This is a genomic window from Gemella sanguinis ATCC 700632, assembly GCF_000701685.1.
Lineage (GTDB): Bacteria > Bacillota > Bacilli > Staphylococcales > Gemellaceae > Gemella > Gemella sanguinis.
In genome coordinates, this window is record NZ_JNJO01000013.1 from 12,960 (window position 1) to 37,720 (window position 24,761).

Genomic DNA, 24,761 nt, shown 5'->3' on the forward strand with positions numbered 1-24,761 from the left:
TGAATTTATAATGAAAATGTGGTATAATATATTCACTGAAAAAGTGTGAAATGTGATTAAACCGGAATTTAATATACACATTTAAAGGAGTTTTAATTATTATTAAGGTACAAATACTATAATGTAAGGTGATAGAATTTGAAAAGTTATGGTTTTGTATTGGGAATTTTGAAAAAATAAAGAAGAAGGACTGATAAAAAATGAAGGATAACAAATTATTAAAAGTTTTATGGGGGATTGTTCTAGCGATCTTTTTATGCAGTGCTATCTTTATAGGGATAAGTTATTTCTCTGGTGGGGATAGTTCATCAAGTAAAAAATCGAGTGAAAATTCAACGACAACTACAGACAAAGATAAAGACAAGGATAAAGAGAAGGAATCTTCATCTGACAACAAAGATGATGAGTCTTCATCTGATGATAATAAAACTGATGAGCAAAAATATAGAGAAGGTCAAGACTCAGACAATAACTCTTCTAATGACTCATCTGATAACAACGCTTCAAATAGTAGTTCAAGAGAAAATAGAGATAATAACTCGAATAGAAGCAATAGATCATCAAATAGTAGTTCAAGAAACAATAGCTCAAATAGTAATAGAAACACTAATACATCAAGACCAAGTGAAGATAATAGCGGTTCAAATGCTTCAACATCTTCAACACCAGGTACATTTAAAAACTCTCAAGATGCACACAAGTATGCTGACGAAGAAATTAATCGTCTAGCTAAAGAGAATAAAAAAGGTTACGAATATACTTTAGGACGCAATAATAAAGGTGAAGTAACTGTAAATATTAAACCAAAAAAATAAGTTTAACTAGCTTAAGTTGTGTGCAAGTACAGAGCTTAAGTTAGTTTTTTAAAAAATTAATGTTCTAATTATATACTGTAAATGCTTAGTTTTAACCAACTATCGTTGGTTAAAGAGCTGGGAAAAATCTTTGAAATAACACTAAAAATAGAAAATTTATATAAATCTTAGCTAATTATTAAAATTAGTGTTATAATAGAATATGAAAATTATCTGATAGAGGAAAAACTAACTATGAAAAATAATAAACTATTTAAAATAATGATAGGACTTGTGTCTGCAATAGTAGTTGTAGGTGTAGTCTATTTTGGTGTTAGTTATTTTAATGGAGAGGATAATCAGAAAAAGACTAATAACCAAGTTACAGAAAAGAATGAAAGTAAAAATGAAGATAAATCAAATAATAAAGAAGAATCATCAAATAAAAATGAAGATAAAAAAGATGATAACAACAGTACTAATCAAGAAAGCCAAGGAAATCAGCAACAATCAGGTTCACAATCTAAGCAATCATCAAATAACAATGCTAAGAATGTAATCACAAGTCCTAGCCAAGGGTCAAGTAGTTCTAATTCATCTAGTGGTGTAATAAAATCACAAGAGTATGGTGGGAAAAAGATTTCTGGAAATGAAGGATTAGGGACAACAGGAAAAGTGTTTAAATCACAAAAAGAAGCTATGGAATTTGGAAATAGTGAGGTTGCGCGTCTTGCTAAAGAAGATCGAAAACCAAGACAATTCTCTGTAAGTAAAGTAGCTGCTGATGATGGTTCAGTATTAGGATGGACAGTTGATATATACCTAGATAATTCGGCTACAACTAATAGTAATGATAAAAATGAGAGCAACTAGAAAAATCTAGTTGCTCTATTAAAATTAGGATAGAATTATGAATACTCTTTGTTCTTTAAATATAACATAATAGAATTGTCTAGTCAAATAATTGAAAGTGCTTTAATCAAGAGGAAAAATATGCGTATAGGAATAATAGCTGAATTTAATCCACTTCATAGTGGTCATAAATATTTAATAGATCAAGCAAAAAATATAATAGAAAACAATGGTGGGGGAGAAATTGTCTGTGTTATGAGTGAATTCTTCACGCAAAGAGGAGAAGTAGCTATAGTAGATGGTTATATTCGAGCGACAGAAGCTGTTCGAGCAGGTTGTGATATGGTGATTGCTCTTCCTTATTTAGCAAGTGTTGCTTATAGCGACGATTTCGCCAAAAAAAGTATAGAAATTTTATCAAACTCAGGAATAACACACCTTATCTTTGGAACAGAAGATACTTCAATCGAAACATTTGAAGAAATTTATAATAAACAACAGAATATAACTGAAGAACAGTATAGAGAATTGTTAAAACAAGGATATAACTTTGCGACTATTAATAGTAAAATACTAGGGTTGCAAAATGATGTTCCAAACTTTATTTTAGCGTATAGTTATTATAAAAACATTCGTAAATATGCGCCTCATATTAAACTTTTACCTATTAAAAGAGAAGGTCAGGGACTTAATAAAGAAGAGGTAGAAGATAAACAATTTTTAAGTGCTACAGCAATTAGGAAAAATATAAATAATAGTGTGGTAACAAACTACTTATCTAAAGAGATGATTGTAAATATACGAGCGAGTAAAATTTTATTGGAAGAGGACTTTTTTGACTTAATAAAATATAAGATATTGTCTCTAGGAAAAGCAGGATTAAAAAATATATATGATGTCAATGAAGGATTAGAAAATAGAATATATGACATGGCAAATATAGCCACTGACTATCAAGAGCTAGTAAATAGTATATCTACAAAAAGATATAGCAAAAAGAAAATACAAAGAATATTATTACACATATTAACTAATACTACAAAGGCTGATTACAACGAATTTTTTGGAACAAAAGTATTTAGAGTATTAGCGGCTAAAGAAGACAAGGCTAGTATAATAAGAGAAATAAATAATCAAAGCAATATTACTTTAGTGCCAGTTTTAAATAGTAAGACTAGCGGTTATTTTGTTCACGATATAAAAGTAGCCCGTATATATAATTTAAAAGCGCAACAAGAAGATATATTTAGAAAAAATATAATATTAATAAAATAAAAGAAGTGACTTGAATTTTTATCAAGTCACTTCTTTTACATACTAGGTTCTATATAAAACTCTTTATTTTTATTTTTATGTGAACGTGTAGCTATAAAGTATACTGTTAGTAGGAATACTGCAGTAATTACCCAGTTTACAGAGTCTGCAAGACAGATTGCTAAGAATCCGAAAGAATCTGTAAGGAAGATTACTATAACAACACGGTTGATTAACTCGATAATACCTGCCATCATCGCAGTAATTGGGAATCCATATCCTTGTAATGCACTACGATAAACTATTATAAGACCTAAAGGAATATAGGCAAGAGTTACGTTGTTAAAGTAGGTTACTGTAGCGTGTGTTAATTCTTCGTTAGGTGCAGTAGTAAATAATGAAATAAAGTTTGGTCCGAAGAATCTAATAACGATTGTACTGAAAATAGCGCAACCTATAGTAATTAATGTTGTATATTTAACGGCTTTTGGTATACGATACATTCTTTTAGCTCCGATGTTTTGGCTAATAAATGTTGAAATAGCTGTACCTAAAGCAACGTAGACATAAGATACAATATTTTGAATACGTACACCTACACTGTACCCAGCGATATAGTTAGTTCCAAATCCGTTAAGGAATTTTTGAACAACTATTAGTCCTATACCAGTAAAAGAAAACTGCATTCCCATAGGAGCACCTTGTAAAATAAGGTCTTTCATATGAGAAATATCTAGTACAGCATCTTGTTTAGTAAGTCGTATTTGAGGGTATTTTCTGTTTATATAAATATAGCAACAAAGAGCCGAAGCGGCCTGTGCGATTATAGTTGCCACCGCGCTTCCTTCTACTCCCCAACCAAATATAGCAACAAAAACATAAGCTAAAATAGCATTTATTACTACTGAAAGTAATAAGAATAAAACAGGAGTGAAGCTGTTACCAATACTTCTTAGAGTGGCGGCAAATAGGTTATAAATTAAAGAAGAAGCGCACCCTATATATAATATAAATAAAAATCTATGTGCTCCATCAAATAATTCGGCTGGAGTACTAATAAGCTCAAGAAGATAAGAGTTGACTAATGATAGAACAATAGTAAATACTATTCCGATAATAATAGATAAAATAATAGAGTTAAAGAAATATTTCCTAAACTCTTTAAAATCACCAGCTCCAAAGCTTCTGGCCATAATTACCCCAAACCCGTAGGCAGAACCAATAAGAAATCCCATAACAATGAAGTTAATAGGGTTAGCGACACCTACAATTGCTATTCCACTTTCTCCTACATAATGACCAAGAATAATAGAGTCAATAATTAGGTATAAGTTTTGAAGTAGTCCTCCAATAAAAATAAAAATAGAAAAGTGTATTATTTTTGATAATATAGGACCTTTGGTCATATCATGCATAAAAACACCTCTTTCTAATTGTTTGCAAAATTCTAAATAAATTTTATAATATGTTATTTAAAACATCATAGTAATTTTAAACTAGAATTAATGGAAAATCAATTGAAAACAAAGAGGTGTTTCAAAAGAAAGTATAAATTACTGAATAATTTTATTTAATATACATCTCTTTTAAAACACCTTTTGAGAGGAGTATTAATCTCTATTATTTTAATTATGTTTTGTATTTAGCAAAGTGGTGGTACATTTATTTTTTATACTTTTTAATAATCTATAACCTTGTGATTTTGAGATCTTTCTTAATTTTATAGTTTTATCAAAATTATTAGTTTTCATAAATGTACTAAAAAACTCTTTTTCTTGATCTGTCAATTCGCTATCTATACTCGAAAAAAATTCAAACTTTATAATATTAAAGTCTGGTTCAGAAAACAGAGTAGTTTTTTCTACCTCTTCAAAATTAATTATTTTTTGTCGATTTCTACGACGGATTTCATCGATAATTTTTCTTTTCATTGTTGAAAAAGAAAATTTATCAAAATCATCTTTTTTAATCTCCCCAGCTTCTAGAATCAAAAAACTAACAAGTAAACCATCTAACGCAAACCCATAGAACTCCCTATAATCTTTAGGTGCGATGTTAACCTTTTTTAAAGCTAGTAGTATTAATTGTTGTTTTTCTTCAACTAGTTTTTGAAATTCTTCTTCCTGTTTATCAGAAAGATTATAGTCTTTCATACTTTCTTACCTCCCTAAAAAGACTCCTCTCATATATATACCTTAAAAAATCTAAGGTTTGTAACAAAAATTAATAATAATCAACAAATTTAATAAGATCTTTTCTTAGTTTCTTAAGTATTTTATCCCTTTGTCTACTTATAGCCATAGCATTTGTATGTCTAATACTAGCTAATTTTCTGAGAGAATAATTTTTAAAATATATCCCCAAGATTATTACTTTTTCACTCTTGTCTAATTTATTTATAGCATTATATAATGCATTATAAATTTCTTTTGTTTCATAAAGTTGGCTTGGTAAAGATCTAGTATCTCTAACTTGATTAACTGCATTAAAGCTTTCGGTATCATAACTAGAAAAATGTATTAATTTATTTTTTTGATCTAATTTTTTTGTATAGTAATACCTATTGTCTATTGTTTTTAATAAGTTATATTTTTTCCTTGAGATAAACACTTTTTTCTTGTTTATTATGATAAATTTTTTCATAATGTATTCTCCTTTATACAAAATTAATAAAAAAGTATAAACATAAAGAAGAAAAGAGATATTAAAAGGTACTAATAATTATATAATATTTCTCAAAAATAAGAAATACTACAGAAAAATGTACATTTTAATATTCTCCTATAATACAAAATAGCTATATATAATTATAGTTTTATGTTATAATTGTTCCATATATATATTAAAGGAGATTAATATGCAACCATTTAAAAGAACAACAGAAATAGTTTTAGCTTGGATAGCTAATACATTGTTATTTATTTTCACAGGAGCGTTGGGATTAACGATTTTCACAGGATTAGGAAAAGAAATAGCGAAAGATCCTGACTTTATAAGAGGATATTTAAGAGAGGCGGGAAGAGGAGCAACAGCAGCGGATGCAGAAAGAATGCTAGATATAATGTTAAAATTAGGTTTTATTGTTTATTTAATATTAGCTGTACTTGCTTTGGTGGCAACATTAACAATGAAATCTAGAATAGTATCGGGTGTGTTATTTTTATTAACTGCGGTAGGAGTAGGATTGTTCTCATTATTAGTGTTCTTCCCAATCTATATAATGTACTTAATCGTAGCTATTATGTTATTCGTAAGAAAAGAGCCGGAGCAACTGCCGTTTAATCCATATATGGGAAGTGGAGGATATCCTTACAGTACGCAAAATAATCAATATAACCAAGGTCAAGATACATTTAACCAAAATGTAGATGGTACAAACTATCAAACGACAAATACTCAAAATAATAACGAGGAAAAAGTAGATAAAATAGAATATCTATAAAATTAAAGAGGAGTTGACACTTTGTCAACTCCTCTAATTTTGTTTATTTTATGAAAATCTTGCCTTAATTGTAGTAGGTATATTTTCGTAAACTTTGATTGTTACGAAGAATAAGAATGTAACTAATGCACCTTTAAGAAGGTTGAATGGAATAATTCCTGCAGTAACAATAGTTTTAACGTTTTTTGTAATATCAGCTAAGTCCATAATATAACCATATGCTGGTAAAAGAATAAAGTAGTTAAATAGAGACATAAATGCTGTTATTGCTAAAGTAGCGACTACTCCACCGATAATAACCTTAGTGAATCCTTTTTTGTAGAATAAAACAATGATACTAAGGAAAATAAATTCTACAGCTAAGTTAGCTACTGCTCCAGTTGGCTCGTGTGTAATAAGTGCAAAATGCAAGAAGTTTTTTAGTAAAGAAACTAAAAGTGCATGTTTGTAATCTAATAATAATAGAGCCATAAACAATGGGATAAATGTAAAATCAAACTTTAGAAACGGTGGTAAAAACGGCACCGCAAAGCTAAAGAAAGATAGAAGTAGTGCAATAACTGCCAGCATTCCACTTAGTGTAAGTGAATGAATATTTTTTTTGTACATATTGAACCTCTTTCCATCTTCATAGGCAAAAAAATAACCGCCTTCTAATTATGTAAAGGTGATGTAATAAGGGTAGCTTAATAAATCTATCAAAGATAGATAGATATCATTATTCTTATTTCACCACGCTTTAAATAATGTACTAAAGCGGGACTAAAGGTATGGTTGATTCAGTTAAAATATAGATTGAAAATATTATAAATAAATATTTACCAACTAATAAAATAAGTGAATACGACTATATCTTCTATCATCCAGACTGTACTGTCGGTTTTGGAATTTCACCAAATCAGCTTGCGCTCGCGGACTTTAACCGCCGGTCGGGAATTTCACCCTGCCCCGAAGATAATTAAATTTTTTATAGTTTTATTATAAACCTAAATGAAAAGGTTGTAAATAGAAAGGGCTTAAAATTTTAAAAAAATTGATAGTAGCCGGAAGCTACTATCAAATATTTTTTTATTTAATAATTTAAATTTTATATAACTTATTTTAATTAAGCAAGGTAAGCTTTTAGCATCCAAACATTTTTTTCTAATTGAGTTTTAACGCCTAAAGCAAAATCAGATGTTCCTTGATCTCCTTCAGCTTCTGAGCTTTCCATAAGTTTTGATAAATCGTTAATTAATAATTCAAAGTCGTGGAATACTTCTGCAACCATTTCAGAAGTAGTTTCTTTTTCTGTAGCTTCTTTGATAGTTGCTAATTCTAAAGCACCTTTAAGTGTAGAAACTGGACGTCCTCCAATAGCAAGTAATCTTTCTGCAGCTTCATCAAGAGTTTCTGTAGTGTAGTCATAGTAGTTTTCAAACACTTCGTGTAAAGTGTAGAAGCTACGACCAGATACATACCAGTGGAAGCTGTGTAATTTAGTATAAAGAACTGTTAAGTTTGCTACAAGTTTATTTAAATCTGTTTTATGTGCCATAATGTTTATCTCCTTTAAATTTTTTATTTAAATTTTTTATATTTAAATTATAACACCACAAAAAAATATTGTAAAGGTTAGTTGCTCAGGACAGTTATTGAGAATTGTTATCCACATAAGAAATTAGTGAGGAGAGTATTCTTTGTTATTTAACTTGGCTTGAGTTTCAAGTTTGCAATATTTTATTTATGTTGTTAGAATAAAAGAAAACAAAGGAGGAAAACATGGCTAGAATATGCATATTTTTAATTAATTTATACAGAAAATATATATCTCGTTATACAAAGCCCCGTTGTAGATTTTCTCCTACTTGCTCAAGTTATGCAGTCGAAAGTTATCAAAAATTTGGGTTCTTCTTAGGCACATATTTGACCGTTAAAAGACTGCTAAAATGTCATCCTTTTTATAAGGGGGAATACTTTGATAACGTTCCGTTGTTTAAAGAGGATATATTTAAATTTGGTAGAAAGAATAAAAAATAAAGCTCTATATTTATCATAGTAAAGGTTATTGATAAATATAGAGTTTTTTGTATAAAAAAGGAGGGTTGGCTATTGCTAGCCAACCCAGGGGGGCGGAATTTTTTGAATAAATTTAGAAAATAGGATTGATTTTTGCCGAGGTGGTTAACTATTGTTAATTTGCCCAGCAACAATAACTGTTTGTTTTAACCCTATGCAATATAAAAAGTATTTGTGAGGTAACTCCTCATTTATTATCCACAAATTCCAACTGTATTTATGTTATTTTTCAACACTGTTTCCTGCATCTAACCATGCGGCAATTCCGCCCGGGAATCTATAGACATTTTTGAAACCTGCTTCTTTAGCGATAAGTGCACCAACATGACTTCTTTCGCATCCTACAAATCCACAATAAAGAACTATTTTTTTATCTTTATCATCACCTAAAGCTTTTAAGAATGCTTCTTTTTCTTCTGGTTTTACCTCATCAAGTTTAGTCGGTAAAACTGCGTTAACAGCAGTTTTGATATGAGATTTTTTGAAACTATCAGCTGGCATAGTATCGACAAGAACCATGCTTTCGTTGGCGTCTAGAGCTTTTTTAAGTTCGTCAGCACTCATAAGATTATAATTACCAGTTTTAACCGCATTAACTAGTTTTATTGCAGCTTTTTCTACATCAGCTTCTTTGCCGTCTTTATAAGTACGTGCAGTATTGTCGCTACAACCAACTAGAGTAGTAGCTAATAGAAGGCTAGATAAACCTAATGATAGTCTTTTAATTTTTTTCATAAGAAAGTTTCCTCCTGATATTCTTTACATATATATTATAACACATAACAAGGTTAAAATAAATGATATACAACAAACCAATGTTGTTAATATAAGGCTTTAAAGCGATTATATTAATAAAATAATGAAGTAATATTATAATTATTGTTACACATAATATATAAAATTATATTTTAGAGAATACCAATTATATTAAAAATATTGTGTATCTTTTTAGGGAGTGAAAATAAGGAGAGGGGAATAGTATAAATATATTATAATAGGGTTAAAAATAGAAAAAATAATAGTTGAAAATAAATTAATTATTATTTTTTCTTTTATAATTTTTTTAAAAAATATAAAAGGCCTAGAATTCTAGACCTTTAATTGATATTAGTTATTCTTGTTTATGCCTAACATTGCTTTAACGAAGTCCGGCATTTCTTGACTGTTACCTTGATTTGATCCATTATTATTTGCATCTCGTTTAGCTAACATTTCTTTAACAAACTCCGGCATTTTTGGTTCGCTTTCTTTGAATTCATCAAAGGTTGATTTTTCTGGATTGTGGAAAGTATACTTGTTATTTTCGTGTTTTCTTATAGTTGAAACTAATGCCTTAATTAGTCTCGGATCATAGTTAGGCATAGGTGGACGATGATACTTAACGCCGAATTCTTCGCAAAGTTCCTTACATTCAACATCGTTATCGTACAATACTTCAACGTGCTCACTAATAAAGCTTAATGGAATAAATATATAGTGCTCTGGGTGTTGTTCCTGCCCTTTTAAATATTCTAGGACATCAGGTTTTATCCACGGCATACCAATATCACTTTCACTTTGCCAAGTATTTACATAATTATCAGGGTGTAGATCTAATTTATTTGCGATAATATCAGTCATATTATAAACTTGTTCAACATATGGATCATTGAACTTAAATGCGATTTCTGGAACGCTATGTGCTGTGAAAATTGCCTTATAGCTATCAGTTTTTATGTCGTTTTCTATGATTTTTTTAATTTCGTCTACCCAATAGTTAATAAGTTCTCCTTCTTCATACCATGATTTTATAATATTAAATTTGATTTTATCGCTTTTAATAAATCTCTCGTAACCCATTATTGAATAAATAGAGTAATGAGGTTCTAGTACTAAACAAATACATTGCTCTATGCCATCATTTTCCATAGTTTTGATAACGTCAGGAATAAATGGTCTTGAGAATTTATTTGCAAAGTATATTGAATATTCTTCGCCTAATTCATCTCTAAGTAATTCTACTTCTTTTTTTGTAATTTCTTGAAGTGGTGATTGTTTAATTTTTAAATAATTGCCTAGCAATAAGTTTATTTCGTCGTCATTAGGACGTTTTCCTTTTCTAATGTTAGTAAAAAATTCGCATATTCCATCGAAATCATAACTTTCTGGCGAACCATAAGTCATAACAAGAATAGATTTTTTCATATAAATAAATACCTCTCAGTTAATGTATAAATTTATTATAGCACTGTACATACAAGAAAGCACGAATTTTTATTTAAGAAGAGTCGGAGGTGCATGGGGGAGGAGAGATTTATAGTTGAAAAAAAAGAGAAAAAGAGTTATTATCAATAGTAAAGTATAAAATATGCTTTTTGTGGATAATGAATATCCATATTGTTTTTATAAATGTGAAATTTTATATGTTTAAAGAAAAAAGGAGGCGGAACTATGAGAAAGAGATTTGTAGGAGCGGTAACATTGATTACAGCAGTGGCGGGGGTTATTTATATGAAAAATAATCCAAAATATAAAGAGATAGTTCAAAAAGTAAAAAATGCAGATGCTCGTGGTTTATATGAAAAAATTATTTTAGAAAAAGATAAGTTAGCTTTTACAAGTAAAGCTAAAATAAAAGATTACAAAGTAGATTATGAAAGTATTAGAAATATGGGCGAAAAAATATTCGCAAGACTGATTATTAATAATAATGAAAAAGCTAATATTGAAATTCTTATGAGTGATGATGCGCAGCAAGTTGAGGAAGTAGGTCATTCAGAAGAAGTTGATAAAATATTAGAGAGCGAAGAAGAGTAATAAAACAACCCTCTGAAATGAAAGTTTCAGAGGATTGTTTTGTCTTAAGGGGGAGTTTAGTATTGATAATTTATATAAAATAATTAATTTTTGGTATAAAAAATACATTTCAATAAAGGGTTTTTATAGAATTTTGGAAACGAATTACTCAGAAATTATATTTTAAAATAAATTTAAATTATGAGATAGATAAAATAACAAGAATATAGATACGAATTGTCAGAAAATACAGCTTTATTTTTCGATTTAAAATGCTAATTTATCAATGATTAGAGCTTATTCAAATTTTTTTAAAAACAATCTAAAAAATTATAATTTATTAATGCTTCTAACTAGTTTTAGGACATATAATAGTATATAATAGACAGTGAGAAAGTGTTTTTTTGGAAAGGATAAAATGATCGAAATAATTGTAAATACAAACAGCAAAAATTCTGTAAAAAAGTTATCTGAATTAGAAAAAATATTTAAAGTGGAGAAAATAGCTTATAAAGTTCATAGAACATCAAAAACTATTACCGCTAAGGAGCTAATGGATGAGGTTTCTTCAGAAGAGTTGATAGTTATAGGGGGAGATGGAACAATTAATGAAGTCATCAACAACTATCATGATGAAAAGATTATCTATCTAGCAAAAGGTTCAGGTAATGATTTAGCAAGATCACTAGGACTAAAATCAGAAAATATAATGGATTTAATAAAATCAAAGAAAGTAAATATATATGATGTTGCTAGTGTGAATGGGGAGAAATTTTGTTCTGGATTAGATATAGGGTTTAATGCGGATATAATAAAACGTGAAAAACAAACTAAGCTAAAAAAGTACCTAAAGAAGTATATTTACATTTATTGCGGGATTTTAAGTTTGTTGTCGCTGAAAAAATACTATGTAAAGGTGGAGTATGATGAGGGGAAATTAGAAAGTAGTAATATCTATTTATTTAATATCATGGTTCAGCCTTACGAAGGTGGAGGAATAAAATTTTCCGATACCGCAAATGGTCAAGATGGATTTCTTCATGTGATGGTAATGAGTGATATGAAGTTTAGAACTTTTGTCTATAATTATATATGCCTTCTTCTGAAACAACCTCAGAAGATGAAAGGTGTAAAATATATAAAAACAAAAAATATAAAAATTGAGACGAATCAAAAACATTACCAAATTGATGGAGAATTAAAGAAGGCCAAAGGGATTTTAGATATAAAATGTATAGAAAAATTCTATAAGATTAAGAGAAAATAAGGGAATAATTTAAGCGAATAATTGGGGATAGTAAATACAAAGACGAATTTACTATTTATTAGAGTTATTTGCATTTAAAATTATTCCTTGTTTTTTGTGGAATATTTATAAAAAAATGAAAAGAGGAAGAGAAGGAAAAATGAGCAGAAGAACGAGAAATAGTGGTGTAGAAGAGTCGAAGTTAGATGGCTTTAGAGTAGTTAATGGGTTATTAACTATAGCCTTATTAGTGTTAGGAGCTATAGTTCTGTGGACGATGTTTTCGCATAATTTCCTGGACTTTAGAGGAGTTAACTATATTATAGCGATAAGTACTTTGTTAGTACTTATATTGGGACTATATTCTGTAATTAAAAGAAGGGTAAAAGTACTTACTACAATACTGTTAGTATTAATGAATATAGTACTAGTCTTTACATATTCACAATTTAGAACTGCGATTAACTTATTTGATAACTTAAATAGTACAGCAGCGGTAAGTGAATATACTATGAGCGTAGTAGTGCCAAAAGATAGTGATGTTAATTCGATAAATGATTTGAGTGGAGCGGATGTAGCAGCTCCAGTATCAAGTGATGGAGATAATATCAATAAGCTAATGAAAGACATCCGTGCAAAAAACAACAATAAATCATTAGATTTAGTGGAAGAAAAAAGTTATATTAGCTCTTATGAAAGTCTAGAAAAAGGAACTAGCAAGGCTATGATACTTAACAGTGCACATGAAAGTTTTGTAACTAGTCAATACCCAGACTTTAGTGAAAAAACTAAGAAAATATATGAACTTAAAATAACAAAACGAGTAGATTCAAAAGGTAATGAAAAAGTTGGAGATACATTTAATGTTTATATAAGTGGTATAGATACTCACGGTCCAATATCTTCAGTATCTCGTTCAGATGTAAACATAATTATGACGGTCAATAAAAAAACAGGTAAGATATTATTAACAACAACGCCTAGGGACTCATATGTAAAAATAGCCGATGGCGGAAATAACCAGTACGATAAATTGACGCACGCAGGTATATATGGAGTTGATGCTTCTATTCATACTTTAGAGAATTTATATGATATTAAGATAGATTATTATGCTAGACTTAACTTTACATCATTTACTAAGATTGTTGATATTATCGGTGGTGTAGATGTTTATAATGATCAAAGTTTTGTATCACATATAGGAAATTATAATTTTGAACCTGGTATGTTACATCTAGACTCTGCACATGCATTAGCCTTTGTAAGGGAACGTTATAGCTTAACTGATGGAGATAACGATAGAGGTAAAAACCAAGAAAAAGTTATAACTGCGATGATTAAAAAATTATCAACAAAAGAAGCTCTTTCAAATTATAACAGTATAATTAAAGAGTTAACAGAATCTATTCAAACTAATATGCCGCTTGAGACAGCTATGGGGCTTGCGAATGAGCAGTTAAGTGCTGGAAAAGACTATATCGTGAGTTCTCAAGCATTAACAGGAACAGGAAGCATGGGATTAACATCTTACGCTATGCCTGAAGCAAATCTATATATGACAAAAATAGATGATAAGAGTTTAAATGAAGTAAAAGAAAATATTAAAAATGTATTGGAAGGAAAATAAATGAGAGAAGGAATAAGGATAGTTGATATTCATTCACATATAATCTTTGGTGTTGATGACGGCGCTAGCGATGAAAGTGAAACTAGAAAACTATTAGAAGAAAGTTATAAACAAGGGGTACGCACTATAATTGCTACCCCTCATAGAAGACGTGGGATGTTTGAAACATCTAATGAAGTTATTAAAGAAAACTTTGCGAGGGTTGAGGAAATCGCTCGTGAAGTAGCGGATGACTTAGAGGTATATCTAGGAAGTGAAATTTTTTATAGAGAAGGTGAAATCGCAAAAATTGAAAGTGGTAATTATGAAACACTAGCACAAACAGACTATATATTAATAGAGTTTTCTTATGAGATACGCTATAAAGAAATGTACAATGCATTAAATAATATACTTCAATTAGGTCTTACGCCGGTAATTGCTCATATAGAAAGGTATAACAATCTTGATGAGAAAAAAGCGCAAGAGCTAGTTAATATGGGATGTTTAGTACAAATTAATGCAGCTAGCATATTAAAACCGAAGTTGTTCGGAGATAAGCATAAAAATTACAAAAAACGTGCTAAGAAATATTTAGACGCAGAGCTAGTGCATTTTATCGCTAGTGATATGCATAATATGACGAATAGACGAACATATATGGAAGAAGCGTTCAATATAATTGAGAAAAAATATGGAACATCTTATGCTTTCGAGTTGTTCTCAAAAAATCAAGAACGACTATTAATGAATAAAATTATATAAGGAAAAGAGGAGAAGCCAAGAATGGATAATCAAGAAAAAGATTTTGTACAAATAGATATAATGCTGTTATTAAGAAGAATATGGAGTCAAAAACTAATAATAGTATTAACGACGTTAGTTTTTACAGCTGGAGCACTAATGTATAGCTTATTTATTGCAACGCCGAAATACAACAGTACAACAAGAGTATATGTGGTAAATCAGAAAAAAGATAATCAAGCTATTACTACACAAGACGTTCAGTTAGGTACATTATTAGTTAAAGACTATAAAGAAATTATTTTATCAAATAGTGTAATGAGTGATGTAGTATCAAAAAATAATTTATCAATAACACCTGGGGAGCTTGCTAAAAAAATAAGTGTTGATGCTCCAAAAGATACACGTATAATTTCTATTACTGCAACTGATAAAGATCCACAAAAAGCTCGTGATCTAGCTAATGCTGTAAGAGAAGTATCAGCAGATAAAATTAAAGAAGTTACAAAAATAGAAGATGTAACAACTTTAGAACAAGCGGAAGCGGCTTTAACACCAAGTTCACCTAATGTATTTAAAAATTCAGTACTAGCAGCGTTATTAGGATTTATTTTAGCGGTTGGTGGAGTAGTGTTAATAGAACTTATGGATGATAGAATCAAACGTCCAGAAGATATTGAAGAAACAATGAATTTAGTACTTTTAGGTGTTATCCCAAGTACAAATAAAAAATAGGAGAAGATTATGTCGCAAATCAATTTATTAACGAATGAAAGAATAGTAGATAGAACTAATACAGAGTATTATAATGCGCTAAGAACAAATATCCAGTTTTTAGGAAAAGATATAAAAGTTATTGCACTAACATCAACAAGTGAAAACGAAGGGAAAAGTACAGTTTCTGTAAATATAGCAATTTCACTTGCTGAACTAGGGTATAAAACTATTTTAGTAGATGCTGATACAAGAAAATCTGTAATGGCAGGTAGATTCAAATTCACTAACAAAATAACGGGTCTTACTAGTTATTTATCAGGGGTAGCAGCTATTGAGGAAGTAATTTATGAAACAGACGTTGAGAACTTAAATATTATTCCTGCAGGGAAGGTTCCACCTAGTCCAACTAGCTTATTACAAAATAAAAACTTCAATATTATGATTGATGTGTTTAAAGAATATTATGATTATATTATCATTGATACACCACCTATTGGTGCAGTTATCGATGCTGCGATTATCGCGAAAAAATGTGATGGCTTTATAACTGTAGTAGAAGTAAATAAAGTTAAGAAAAAAGCTTTAGAAAGAGCAAAAGATCAACTTGAAAAAGCTGGTTCAAAATTCCTTGGAGTAATTTTAAATAAAGTAGAAGAACGTGATTTAGGTTACGGTGGTTATGGTAGCTATGGTGGTTACGGGGATTATGGTAAAAAAGAAGAGTCGAAAGATAAAAAGAAAAGAAGAAATAAGTAGGTAACAAATATGTATTATGTAAGAAAAAATAATAAAGTTTTATTCTTGCTTTTTGACATACTTGGTTTGTTAATATCATACATATCTACTTTCAACTTTAACATTAGTTCTAAGGTCAGTGTATATTTAGCTATGATTTTAGTTGTAATAAGTACCGCTATTATTGTTATGGGAGAAGAATATTCTACGATAGGAGAACGCGGATATTTAGTAGAGTTGAAAATGGTATTTATCTATACTGTTAAGTTAGTTTCGTTATTTGCTCTTTATACAGCGATATTTGAGAGAGAGTATTTCTATAATCTTTCTTCAAGTTTAGAATTACCTAAATTCATGGTATTGATTTTTGTGTTTACATATGTATTTAGAACAGTAATAAAAAGGATTAATTCTAAGTATAAAGATGATAGTAGAAATATAATAATCTTATCTGAATTTGAGGACCTTGACAAAATTGGGGAGTTACCTCCGAACTATAATGTACTTGGATATGCTAATGATTCTGAAGAGTATATTTATAATAATAAACCTGTAATACACGGTCTAGATCAAATCAGATACTTTTTATCGACACATAGGGTTGATGAAATATATGTAAATTTACCTTCTCATAGTAATTTACGAGAAACATTTCAAATGTTTGAGTTGTTAGGAATTCCGATGAAGATAAATATCACCCCTATAATTCAAGAAGTAGGGGCTAATACTGTAGTAACATTTCAAGGGGATAATGTTTATCTAACATCCGCTATGAAGATAGCTACATTAAGACAGATGATATTTAAACGTTTAATGGATATTGTCTTATCTATTATTGGAATTGTTTTAACAGGTATAGTTGCGATAATAATATATCCAATTGTAAGAAAAGAAGCGCCGGGTCCATTAATATTTAAACAAACAAGAATGGGTCAAAACGGGAAAAAATTCCAAATATATAAATTTAGAAGTATGTATATGGATGCTGAGGAAAGAAAAAAAGAGCTGATGGAAAAAAATCAGCTATCATCAGATCTAATGTTCAAAATGGATAACGATCCTAGGATTTTCCCATTTGGGCAAAAATTACGTGATTGGTCACTAGATGAACTACCACAATTTATCAATGTCCTAAAAGGAGATATGAGTGTTGTGGGAACTAGGCCGCCAACATATGATGAATATAAAAAATATGAGCTACACCACTTCAAGAGAATGCGGGTGAAACCAGGAATAACGGGTATGTGGCAAACGAGCGGTCGTAGTAATATATTAGATTTTGAAGAAGTTGTAAAACTAGATTTAAAATATATAGAAGAATGGTCATTAAGGCTAGATGTAAAAATTATTTTTAGAACAATATTAGTTGTTTTAAAACGAGAAGGAAGTAAATAAACAGCTAATTAGGGAAAAAAGAAAAAGCCTATGTTTAAGTCGGCAAACAAGAACATAGACCTTAATATTCAATAAAGACATTATAGCATAAAATAATAAGAAATGGAAGACGATGGTATGGAAATAAATGAAAAAGTAAGGTTAGTACAAAAGAAAGAAGTAGAACTATTAAAAATCTTTTCAGACATTTGTGAAAAGCACAATTTAACATATTATGCCCTAGGAGGAACATTATTAGGAGCGATAAGACATGGAGGTTTTATCCCTTGGGATGACGATATGGATTTAGGTATGCCTAGGGAAGACTATGATAAATTCATAGAGATCGCGGATAGTGAATTGCCAAAACATATACTACTAAAAACTCATACTGATAATTTAGGAAATACTTCTATTCGTGATACTGCTACTGTAGTAACATTTGGTACTACTGACTGCAATCCATTTTTAGACATCTTCCCACTAGATGGTTTCCCAGATAAAGGATTTTCTGAATGGAAGCATGAAAAACATATTTTATTCTATAGAATGTTATCTAAGCTATCTGTTGTTCATGAAATTTCTGATAGAGATAGAGGGAAATTTGAGAATACTTTAGTAAAAGTAGCTAAGGCAACAAAGATAGATAGATTTTTAAATACAGAAAAAATTAATAAAAAACTTCATAGAGTAATTAGAAAATATGGGTTCTATGATAGCCCTAGAGGTGGTAATGTTTTAGGAACATATCGTGATAGAGAGATTGTTCCAATAGAAGTATTTGGTGAACCTAAAAAAATGGAGTTCGAAGGTATGCAATTAAGCGTGCATAGCCAACCAGAGAAATATTTAGAAAATATCTATGGCGACTTTATGAAATTACCAAAAGAAGAAGATAGAGTAGGTCATTTCGAAGCGGCTTATGGAAAATAGGAGGAAGACTATGAGCAAAGTGAATATTATGGGAATAGATATTGATTCGCTGACGAATCAAGAAACTATAAATAAAGTAGAAGAATATATTATTAACAAAAAACCACTGCATCTTATGGGTGTGAATGCAGATAAATTAAATTTATGCAAAACTGATAAAAAATTAGAAGAGATTGTAAAAAAATCAGAAATAATAAATGCAGATGGAGCCTCTGTTATTTTAGCTTCTAAGTATTTAGGTAAACCTCTACCGGAAAGAGTAGCAGGGATAGATTTAATGCAAGATTTATTAAAACTATCTTGTGAAAAAGGCTATAGTGCATATTTCTTTGGGGCAAAACAAGAAGTAGTAGATAAGATGTTAGAAAACTTCAAAGAAACTTATCCTAATTTAAAAATCGTTGGTGCAAGAAACGGATATTTTACTGATGAAGAATTAAAAGGGATCGAAGCGGATATAGCAGAGAAAAATCCAGATATAGTATACATTGGTATAACTTCACCTAAAAAAGAATATATAGTTCAAGAGTTTTTAGATAACGGGCTAAACAGTGTCTTTATGGGAGTTGGAGGAAGTTTTGACGTTCTTTCAGGAACTATCCCGAGAGCGCCAAAATGGATGCAAAAAGCTAATTTAGAATGGTTGTTTAGAGTAGCCAATGAACCAAGAAGATTATTCAAACGTTATTTCGTCGGGAATGTCACTTTTATAAAAGAGATAGTAAAAGAAAAGAGAAGTCAAAATGGCTAATATACTTCATATTTCACGTACAATGGATATAGGGGGAGCTGAGAAGATAGTATATCAATTGGCTACTGATTTAAAAGAAGAGTTTGATAGTGTTCATATAGCCTCTACAGGCGGATTATGGGAAGATGAGTTAAAGAAAAACGGCATTCAACATCATAAAATACTAGATGTTGAATCAAAATCACCTAAAACCCTTGCTAAAAATTTTAAAATATTAAGCAGTATTATAAAAAAATATAAAATTGATATTATTCACACACATCATAGAATGGCAGCTTTTTATGCCAGATTACTAATGTATTTATTCCCGAAAGTAAAGCATGTCTATACAGCTCATAATATTTTTGATAATAGATTGAAACTTTATAAATATTCAGTGCAAGGTGCAAGAGTAATAGCTGTAAGTATAGCGGTAAAAGAACATTTAAAAAAACAGTTAAATTTAAATAATGTAGAAATTATTTATAATGGCATAAAGGTAGATAACTCTAAAGAAACATCATCTGAAGTTACTGATTTTACAGGGACAAAAATAGGTTTTATTGGACGATTAGATTATCAAAAAGGTGTAGATATATTAATTAAGTCATTAGCTCGTCTAGATTATAGCGATTATAAAATGTATATAATTGGAGCGGGACAAATGGAAAATGAGCTAAAAGAACTAGTTTCTACTTATAAATTAAATAGTAATGTAGAATTTTTAGGGTATAGAGATAATATTTCTGCATTGATAAATAGCTTTGACTTTTTAGTTTTTCCTTCTAGATTTGAAGGTTTTGGTCTGGCGTTAGCGGAAACTTTTCTACGTGAAAAAACTGCTGTTGTAACAAATATCCTAGGTTTTAGCGATTTGATAAATGAAGACAACTCTGTAATAGTTGAATCAGAAAACATCGATGAAATTAAAGATGGTATAGAATTATTAATTAGAGATGAGAAAAAAAGGATAACTTTAGGAAAAACGGCAAGAATTAGTACACTAGACATGGTAGAGTATGATGTATTTCTAAAAAAATATTTACAGGTATATAAAAATATTAAATAGAAAAATATAAAAAACTATTGAAAATCAATAGGTAAATAGTATTTATTTAAAATTGAAGGAGATGTACAGATGAAAAAAGTAATGTTGGTTTTTGGTACAAGACCAGAAGCTATAAAGATGTGTCCGTTAGTTAATGAATTAAAGAGAAATGGAAATTTTGATGTAAAAGTATGTGTAACTGGGCAACACCGAGAAATGTTAAATCAAGTATTAGATGTTTTCAAGGTAGTTCCAGATTATAATTTAGATATAATGAGAGATAATCAAACTCTATTTACTATTACAACATCAATATTAGATAAAATTAAACCAGTATTAGAAGATGAAAAACCAGATGTTGTTTTAGTTCATGGAGATACTACGACAACATTTGCTACTGCACTAGCTGCGTTTTATCTTGGTATAAAAGTAGGACATGTAGAAGCAGGATTAAGAACATACAATATTTATAGTCCATTCCCAGAGGAGTTCAATCGTCAAGCAGTATCTATCGTATCAAACTTTAACTTTGCACCAACAGAAAAAGCAAAAGAAAATCTATTAGTTGAAAAAAGAGATGAAGACACTATCTATGTTACTGGTAATACAGGTATAGATGCTTTAAAAACAACGATTAATCCAGAATATAAACATGAACTATTTGATTGGGTAGGAGATGATCGTCTAATAATGTTAACAGCACATAGACGTGAAAATCTAGGTGAACCAATGGAAAATATGTTCAAAGCTATAAAGAGAGTATTACAAGATCACAGCAATGTAAAAGTTATTTATCCAATTCATAAAAATCCAAGAGTAAGAGAAGTTGCTAATAGAATTTTTGGGGATGAAGATAGAGTTAAATTAATTGAACCGCTAGAAGTTATTGATTTCCATAACTTCCTTAATAAGAGTTATTTAATTCTAACAGATTCTGGTGGAATTCAAGAAGAAGCACCATCACTAGGGAAACCAGTGCTTGTTTTAAGAGATACTACTGAAAGACCAGAAGGTGTTGCTGCGGGAACATTAAAACTGGTAGGGACAAAAGAAGAAGATATTTACAATAACTTCAAATTGTTATTAGAAAATAATGAAGAATACAAAAAAATGAGCCAAGCAAGTAATCCTTATGGAGATGGTAGAGCAAGTGAAAGAATAGCAGAAGTGCTATTAAAGGAGATATAGATTGTGGATAAAGTAGCAATTATTGTTCCAGTTTATAATGCAGAGGAATTTTTGAAATATAGTGTAGAAAGCATGTTAAATCAAACATATAGTAATCTGGAGATTGTTTTGGTAAATGATGGTTCTACTGACAAATCTGGATTACTATGTGATGAATATGCTCAAAAAGATAGCCGTATTAAAGTTGTTCATGTAGATAACGGTGGGCAAAGTAGAGCCAGAAATATTGGGGTTAAAAATACAACCGCTGATTGGGTTATGTTTTTAGATTCTGATGACTATTATGAAAAAATAACGGTAGAATATTTAGTAGCTTTGCGTGATAAGTTTAATGCTGATATGGCTGCAACTACAGTAGTAGAGGTAAGAAACTACGAAGTAAAAGACGCTTTGGATAGAGTTGACTTAGAAGGAGCTACTGTACTTAATAGAGAAACTGCTTTAGAAGAAATGTTCTATGGGAATATAGTAGGAACTCACCCAGGTGGAAAAATATATAAAAAAGAAATAGTAGAAAAATATCCATTTCCAGAAGGTGTGATTTATGAAGATTTGGCTATTGCTTATGAACATATAAATGCTTGTGAGAAAATAGCTGTAGGAAAGCATAATCTATATAAATATTATAGACGAGTAGGAAGTACGGTGAATTCAGAATTTAATCCAAAAATACTAAACTTCTTTAATGCGATGGATTGCAATTTTGGCTATGTTGACAGAGACTTCCCAAATAATCCTAATATGAGAAGGGCGGTTAATAGCCGTTATGTCTTAAATGGATTACACGTAGTAAATGCGATGTTAAAATCAAATATGACTACAGAATTAAAAAAACAAAGAAAAGATTTTTCTAAGTATTGGAAGGATGTTATGAAAAATCCTAGAGTTATTAAGAAAAACAAAGTAAAATATGGATTATTTATAGTGTCTCCAAAACTTTATAATTTAGTACGAACTAAGTATTTAAAAGATTAAACTTAGAAAAGATAATATAGGAGGAAAGATGATATATTATATAAATGCGCTTAAAACTGATGATAATACAGCTGGTCCTAAGGCGCCGAATGATATATACAAATTGACAAAAGAATATAATGGTAAAGAAATAATTTTTAATCCTTTTCCAGTAAATAAAGGTAGATTATATCAAAAAGCATGGTTATTATCTAAAGGGGTAATGCAATGGATGAAGGTATTTTCTAGTGCGAAAGAAGGAGATGTTGTAATTTATCAACACCCTACTTATGGTATAGGATTAAATGCTAAACTTATTCCTTTGATTCAAAAACATAAAAAAGCGAAGTTTATAGCTGTTATCCACGATTTGGAATCTCTTAGAATGGGAGTTCAAAAAGGAGTAGAGCACAACCATGAGTTAACTGATGTTGCAGATAATAAAGTATTGAGATGTTTTGATAAGATTATTTGCCACAATGATTTTATGAAAAAATACCTTATCGAAAAAGGTTTTGAGGAAGACAAACTAGTTTCTCTAGAAATTTTCGATTATTTAACTGATGCACAGATGAATGATCAGGTGACAGATGGACTAGCAATAGCTGGGAATCTTTCAAAAGGTAAAAGTACATATATTTATGAGTTATTAAAAACTAATCCTAATTATAAGTTAAACCTATTCGGGCCTAACTTTGATAAGAGTATTGAGCTAGGGGAAAAAATAGAATATTTTGGTAGTTTTAAACCAGAAGTTCTTCCAGGTGAATTACGAGGTAAGTTTGGTTTAGTATGGGATGGAGAAAGTTTAGAAACTTGTAGTGGGAACACTGGGAATTATTTAAGATATAATAACCCTCATAAAACGTCACTGTATTTAGCTTCTGGGATTCCTGTTATTATATGGAAAGAAGCGGCAATAGCGAAGTTTATTGAAGAAAACAATGCAGGAGTTGTCGTAGGTAGTTTGTTAGAAATAGAAAATATCCTTAATAATATTACTGAAGAAGAGTATGTTCAAATTAAGAAAAATGCCGAACAAATCGGGAAGAAACTAAGAGAAGGATATTATTATAAAAAGGCATTGGAAAAATGTCTTGAAAAGGATAAAGTTAATGAGTAGAAACGGTGGGAAATTATGAATATAGTAATAAGAAGAGATTCTTTGAAAAATATGTTGTTTTATATACCATATGTAGCTTATTTGTTATATAGTTTATTAAACACATCATTTTACGCTAAGTATATAAACAGTTATGGGAAAATTTTGTTTGCATTTTGCGTTTTACTATTATTACTAAAAGAGTTTTTGGGTGCTAGATTTACTTCTAGAGATGGAATTCTAGCTTTAGTACTAATGGTGATTACGGGATACTTTTATATGTATTTTGGATTAACTCAAACACTACTCCCAATATTTATTTACTCTGCGCGTAATATGGAAGTTAATAAAATATTACGAATCTCATATATTATCAGCGTATTTATGCTAGTATTTATTATATTAAGTAGTTATTTAGGAATAATACAAAACTATATTTATTATTCTGCATTAAGGGAAAGACAATACTTAGGATTTAGATATGCTTTATATCCATCATCTATTTTATGTAATATTATCTTTTTAAAAGTTTACCTGGAAAAAGAAAATATTTCGTGGTTATCTCTAATATGTCTTTTAGCAGCTAATTATGTATTATTCCAGTATACAGATTCACGATTAACATTTATTTTAGGAGTAGCATTAATTGTTTTCTCTACTATAATGAAAAAATCACAAAAATTCAGAGAAATTTTACTAAATAGAACATTTATATGGTCGTTTCTTGTGCTAGCTTTATTAAGTATATATGCTACAATAAATTATGATTATTTAAGCGATTGGCAATCGGATCTAAATGAAGCTTTAGGTGGTAGATTATCACTTGGTAACAGTACTCTGAAATTTTACGGATATGGATTATTCGGGAAGACGCTTTCGCTATCAGGTAATGGATTAGACGAAAATGGGATGCTTAATACATCAACATATGACTATGTAGATAACTTATATGTGTTATTACTGCTAAGAGCAGGGATAATATTCTTATTTATATTCCTAGTAGCTATGACTATAATAATGAAAAAAATATATATTCAAAAAGATAGTTATTTATATATTATATTTATTTTATTAGCATTCCATGGAATTATAGATGATTTAATAATGCTACCTCAATATAATAGTTTTTGGTTTGTAGTAGCTGCACTATTTATGGGTAGAAGAATAGGTAAGACAACAAATAATGAAAATACCGAATAGTATTTG

26 protein-coding genes and 1 riboswitch are annotated in these 24,761 nt (G+C 29.6%); of the genes, 19 read left to right on the forward strand and 7 right to left on the reverse strand.

The window, feature by feature from the left end; translation table 11 throughout:
* Positions 1 to 200: 200 nt before the first annotated feature.
* The 3 genes from T369_RS0106530 to T369_RS0106540 all read left to right on the forward strand — a co-directional run bounded on the left by T369_RS0106530 (position 201) and on the right by T369_RS0106540 (position 2,921).
* Positions 201 to 815, forward strand: a complete 615-nt coding sequence (locus T369_RS0106530; RefSeq protein ID WP_031553280.1) for a hypothetical protein — start codon at positions 201 to 203, stop codon at positions 813 to 815.
* 234 nt (positions 816 to 1,049) lie between these two features.
* Complete coding sequence (locus T369_RS0106535) at positions 1,050 to 1,667, forward strand: hypothetical protein (protein WP_051618984.1); 618 nt, start codon at positions 1,050 to 1,052, stop codon at positions 1,665 to 1,667.
* 120 nt (positions 1,668 to 1,787) lie between these two features.
* The gene (locus T369_RS0106540) at positions 1,788 to 2,921 is read left to right on the forward strand and encodes a tRNA(Met) cytidine acetate ligase (RefSeq protein WP_031553286.1); all 1,134 of its coding nucleotides are present in this window, start codon (positions 1,788 to 1,790) and stop codon (positions 2,919 to 2,921) included.
* Positions 2,922 to 2,956: 35 nt separating this feature from the next.
* Here T369_RS0106540 and T369_RS0106545 read toward each other — a convergent pair whose 3' ends face one another.
* The 3 genes from T369_RS0106545 to T369_RS0106555 all read right to left on the reverse strand — a co-directional run bounded on the left by T369_RS0106545 (position 2,957) and on the right by T369_RS0106555 (position 5,543).
* Entirely contained in the window at positions 2,957 to 4,315 is a 1,359-nt protein-coding gene (locus T369_RS0106545; protein ID WP_031553289.1) for an MATE family efflux transporter, read from the reverse strand.
* A gap of 210 nt (positions 4,316 to 4,525) precedes the next feature.
* Complete coding sequence (locus T369_RS0106550; protein WP_031553292.1) at positions 4,526 to 5,053, reverse strand: sigma-70 RNA polymerase sigma factor region 4 domain-containing protein; 528 nt, start codon at positions 5,051 to 5,053, stop codon at positions 4,526 to 4,528.
* A gap of 70 nt (positions 5,054 to 5,123) precedes the next feature.
* Positions 5,124 to 5,543 (reverse strand): sigma-70 family RNA polymerase sigma factor, encoded by a 420-nt coding sequence (locus T369_RS0106555; RefSeq protein WP_031553304.1) that lies wholly within the window; start codon positions 5,541 to 5,543, stop codon positions 5,124 to 5,126.
* Positions 5,544 to 5,757: 214 nt separating this feature from the next.
* On the opposite strand from T369_RS0106555, the gene T369_RS0106560 reads away from it, so the two are divergent.
* Positions 5,758 to 6,342: a DUF4064 domain-containing protein gene (locus tag T369_RS0106560; RefSeq protein WP_051618985.1), complete on the forward strand. Its 585-nt coding sequence runs from the start codon at positions 5,758 to 5,760 to the stop codon at positions 6,340 to 6,342.
* 48 nt (positions 6,343 to 6,390) lie between these two features.
* Here T369_RS0106560 and T369_RS0106565 read toward each other — a convergent pair whose 3' ends face one another.
* Both T369_RS0106565 and T369_RS0106570 read right to left on the reverse strand, forming a co-directional pair.
* Positions 6,391 to 6,951, reverse strand: coding sequence for an ECF transporter S component (locus T369_RS0106565; RefSeq protein WP_031553308.1), 561 nt, complete (start codon positions 6,949 to 6,951; stop codon positions 6,391 to 6,393).
* A gap of 238 nt (positions 6,952 to 7,189) precedes the next feature.
* Positions 7,190 to 7,302: riboswitch (FMN riboswitch) on the reverse strand.
* Positions 7,303 to 7,447: 145 nt separating this feature from the next.
* The gene (locus T369_RS0106570; RefSeq protein ID WP_031553311.1) at positions 7,448 to 7,879 is read right to left on the reverse strand and encodes a Dps family protein; all 432 of its coding nucleotides are present in this window, start codon (positions 7,877 to 7,879) and stop codon (positions 7,448 to 7,450) included.
* A 224-nt stretch (positions 7,880 to 8,103) separates the two neighbouring features.
* Between T369_RS0106570 and yidD the strand changes: the two genes are divergently transcribed.
* The gene (yidD, locus tag T369_RS0106575) at positions 8,104 to 8,361 is read left to right on the forward strand and encodes a membrane protein insertion efficiency factor YidD (protein WP_031553314.1); all 258 of its coding nucleotides are present in this window, start codon (positions 8,104 to 8,106) and stop codon (positions 8,359 to 8,361) included.
* A 261-nt stretch (positions 8,362 to 8,622) separates the two neighbouring features.
* On the opposite strand, the gene T369_RS0106580 is transcribed toward yidD, so the two are convergent.
* Positions 8,623 to 9,135, reverse strand: coding sequence for a rhodanese-like domain-containing protein (locus T369_RS0106580; RefSeq protein ID WP_031553317.1), 513 nt, complete (start codon positions 9,133 to 9,135; stop codon positions 8,623 to 8,625).
* 372 nt (positions 9,136 to 9,507) lie between these two features.
* A complete protein-coding gene (gene hemH, locus T369_RS0106585) occupies positions 9,508 to 10,584 on the reverse strand; it encodes a ferrochelatase (protein ID WP_031553319.1) in 1,077 nt (358 codons plus the stop codon).
* 246 nt (positions 10,585 to 10,830) lie between these two features.
* Here hemH and T369_RS0106590 point away from each other — a divergent pair, with 246 nt between their 5' ends.
* The 14 genes from T369_RS0106590 (at position 10,831) to T369_RS0106655 (ending at position 24,755) form a co-directional block, all read left to right on the forward strand.
* Positions 10,831 to 11,196 (forward strand): DUF1310 family protein, encoded by a 366-nt coding sequence (locus T369_RS0106590; protein ID WP_006364669.1) that lies wholly within the window; start codon positions 10,831 to 10,833, stop codon positions 11,194 to 11,196.
* Positions 11,197 to 11,593: 397 nt separating this feature from the next.
* Entirely contained in the window at positions 11,594 to 12,442 is an 849-nt protein-coding gene (locus tag T369_RS0106595; protein ID WP_031553322.1) for a diacylglycerol/lipid kinase family protein, read from the forward strand.
* A gap of 139 nt (positions 12,443 to 12,581) precedes the next feature.
* Positions 12,582 to 14,051, forward strand: coding sequence for an LCP family glycopolymer transferase CpsA (gene cpsA, locus T369_RS0106600; RefSeq protein WP_031553323.1), 1,470 nt, complete (start codon positions 12,582 to 12,584; stop codon positions 14,049 to 14,051).
* Entirely contained in the window at positions 14,052 to 14,795 is a 744-nt protein-coding gene (locus tag T369_RS0106605) for a CpsB/CapC family capsule biosynthesis tyrosine phosphatase (protein ID WP_210727763.1), read from the forward strand. It begins immediately after the preceding gene.
* 21 nt (positions 14,796 to 14,816) lie between these two features.
* Positions 14,817 to 15,509 carry a Wzz/FepE/Etk N-terminal domain-containing protein gene (locus T369_RS0106610; RefSeq protein WP_031553326.1) on the forward strand — a complete coding sequence of 231 codons (693 nt, stop codon included), beginning with the start codon at positions 14,817 to 14,819 and terminating at the stop codon, positions 15,507 to 15,509.
* A gap of 9 nt (positions 15,510 to 15,518) precedes the next feature.
* Positions 15,519 to 16,247 carry a polysaccharide biosynthesis tyrosine autokinase gene (locus tag T369_RS0106615; protein ID WP_031553330.1) on the forward strand — a complete coding sequence of 243 codons (729 nt, stop codon included), beginning with the start codon at positions 15,519 to 15,521 and terminating at the stop codon, positions 16,245 to 16,247.
* Between the two features lie 9 nt (positions 16,248 to 16,256).
* Positions 16,257 to 17,621 carry a sugar transferase gene (locus tag T369_RS0106620; RefSeq protein ID WP_031553332.1) on the forward strand — a complete coding sequence of 455 codons (1,365 nt, stop codon included), beginning with the start codon at positions 16,257 to 16,259 and terminating at the stop codon, positions 17,619 to 17,621.
* 117 nt (positions 17,622 to 17,738) lie between these two features.
* A complete protein-coding gene (locus T369_RS0106625) occupies positions 17,739 to 18,533 on the forward strand; it encodes a LicD family protein (RefSeq protein WP_031553335.1) in 795 nt (264 codons plus the stop codon).
* Between the two features lie 10 nt (positions 18,534 to 18,543).
* Complete coding sequence (locus tag T369_RS0106630) at positions 18,544 to 19,284, forward strand: WecB/TagA/CpsF family glycosyltransferase (protein ID WP_031553338.1); 741 nt, start codon at positions 18,544 to 18,546, stop codon at positions 19,282 to 19,284.
* A complete protein-coding gene (locus T369_RS0106635) occupies positions 19,277 to 20,332 on the forward strand; it encodes a glycosyltransferase family 4 protein (RefSeq protein WP_031553341.1) in 1,056 nt (351 codons plus the stop codon). Before T369_RS0106630 ends, T369_RS0106635 begins: the two co-directional genes overlap by 8 nt.
* 69 nt (positions 20,333 to 20,401) lie before the next feature.
* The gene (gene wecB / locus T369_RS0106640) at positions 20,402 to 21,499 is read left to right on the forward strand and encodes a non-hydrolyzing UDP-N-acetylglucosamine 2-epimerase (protein ID WP_031553344.1); all 1,098 of its coding nucleotides are present in this window, start codon (positions 20,402 to 20,404) and stop codon (positions 21,497 to 21,499) included.
* A gap of 3 nt (positions 21,500 to 21,502) precedes the next feature.
* Positions 21,503 to 22,474 carry a glycosyltransferase family 2 protein gene (locus tag T369_RS0106645; RefSeq protein ID WP_031553347.1) on the forward strand — a complete coding sequence of 324 codons (972 nt, stop codon included), beginning with the start codon at positions 21,503 to 21,505 and terminating at the stop codon, positions 22,472 to 22,474.
* A 28-nt stretch (positions 22,475 to 22,502) separates the two neighbouring features.
* The gene (locus T369_RS0106650) at positions 22,503 to 23,576 is read left to right on the forward strand and encodes a glycosyltransferase (RefSeq protein WP_031553349.1); all 1,074 of its coding nucleotides are present in this window, start codon (positions 22,503 to 22,505) and stop codon (positions 23,574 to 23,576) included.
* Positions 23,577 to 23,591: 15 nt separating this feature from the next.
* Positions 23,592 to 24,755 carry a hypothetical protein gene (locus tag T369_RS0106655; protein ID WP_031553352.1) on the forward strand — a complete coding sequence of 388 codons (1,164 nt, stop codon included), beginning with the start codon at positions 23,592 to 23,594 and terminating at the stop codon, positions 24,753 to 24,755.
* Positions 24,756 to 24,761 lie beyond the last annotated feature (6 nt).

Coding starts and splice junctions, on each gene's coding strand:
- T369_RS0106595 (WP_031553322.1), top strand. CDS start 11,594: ATGATCGAAATAATTGTAAATACAAACAGCAAAAATTCTGTAAAAAAG.
- T369_RS0106615 (WP_031553330.1), top strand. CDS start 15,519: ATGTCGCAAATCAATTTATTAACGAATGAAAGAATAGTAGATAGAACT.
- T369_RS0106630 (WP_031553338.1), top strand. CDS start 18,544: ATGAGCAAAGTGAATATTATGGGAATAGATATTGATTCGCTGACGAAT.
- T369_RS0106625 (WP_031553335.1), top strand. CDS start 17,739: ATGGAAATAAATGAAAAAGTAAGGTTAGTACAAAAGAAAGAAGTAGAA.
- cpsA (WP_031553323.1), top strand. CDS start 12,582: ATGAGCAGAAGAACGAGAAATAGTGGTGTAGAAGAGTCGAAGTTAGAT.
- T369_RS0106550 (WP_031553292.1), bottom strand. CDS start 5,053: ATGAAAGACTATAATCTTTCTGATAAACAGGAAGAAGAATTTCAAAAA.
- T369_RS0106605 (WP_210727763.1), top strand. CDS start 14,052: ATGAGAGAAGGAATAAGGATAGTTGATATTCATTCACATATAATCTTT.
- yidD (WP_031553314.1), top strand. CDS start 8,104: ATGGCTAGAATATGCATATTTTTAATTAATTTATACAGAAAATATATA.
- T369_RS0106555 (WP_031553304.1), bottom strand. CDS start 5,543: ATGAAAAAATTTATCATAATAAACAAGAAAAAAGTGTTTATCTCAAGG.
- hemH (WP_031553319.1), bottom strand. CDS start 10,584: ATGAAAAAATCTATTCTTGTTATGACTTATGGTTCGCCAGAAAGTTAT.
- T369_RS0106655 (WP_031553352.1), top strand. CDS start 23,592: ATGAATATAGTAATAAGAAGAGATTCTTTGAAAAATATGTTGTTTTAT.
- T369_RS0106565 (WP_031553308.1), bottom strand. CDS start 6,951: ATGTACAAAAAAAATATTCATTCACTTACACTAAGTGGAATGCTGGCA.
- T369_RS0106560 (WP_051618985.1), top strand. CDS start 5,758: ATGCAACCATTTAAAAGAACAACAGAAATAGTTTTAGCTTGGATAGCT.
- T369_RS0106570 (WP_031553311.1), bottom strand. CDS start 7,879: ATGGCACATAAAACAGATTTAAATAAACTTGTAGCAAACTTAACAGTT.
- T369_RS0106635 (WP_031553341.1), top strand. CDS start 19,277: ATGGCTAATATACTTCATATTTCACGTACAATGGATATAGGGGGAGCT.
- T369_RS0106545 (WP_031553289.1), bottom strand. CDS start 4,315: ATGCATGATATGACCAAAGGTCCTATATTATCAAAAATAATACACTTT.
- T369_RS0106590 (WP_006364669.1), top strand. CDS start 10,831: ATGAGAAAGAGATTTGTAGGAGCGGTAACATTGATTACAGCAGTGGCG.
- T369_RS0106530 (WP_031553280.1), top strand. CDS start 201: ATGAAGGATAACAAATTATTAAAAGTTTTATGGGGGATTGTTCTAGCG.
- T369_RS0106580 (WP_031553317.1), bottom strand. CDS start 9,135: ATGAAAAAAATTAAAAGACTATCATTAGGTTTATCTAGCCTTCTATTA.
- T369_RS0106620 (WP_031553332.1), top strand. CDS start 16,257: ATGTATTATGTAAGAAAAAATAATAAAGTTTTATTCTTGCTTTTTGAC.
- T369_RS0106540 (WP_031553286.1), top strand. CDS start 1,788: ATGCGTATAGGAATAATAGCTGAATTTAATCCACTTCATAGTGGTCAT.
- T369_RS0106535 (WP_051618984.1), top strand. CDS start 1,050: ATGAAAAATAATAAACTATTTAAAATAATGATAGGACTTGTGTCTGCA.
- T369_RS0106650 (WP_031553349.1), top strand. CDS start 22,503: ATGATATATTATATAAATGCGCTTAAAACTGATGATAATACAGCTGGT.
- T369_RS0106610 (WP_031553326.1), top strand. CDS start 14,817: ATGGATAATCAAGAAAAAGATTTTGTACAAATAGATATAATGCTGTTA.
- wecB (WP_031553344.1), top strand. CDS start 20,402: ATGAAAAAAGTAATGTTGGTTTTTGGTACAAGACCAGAAGCTATAAAG.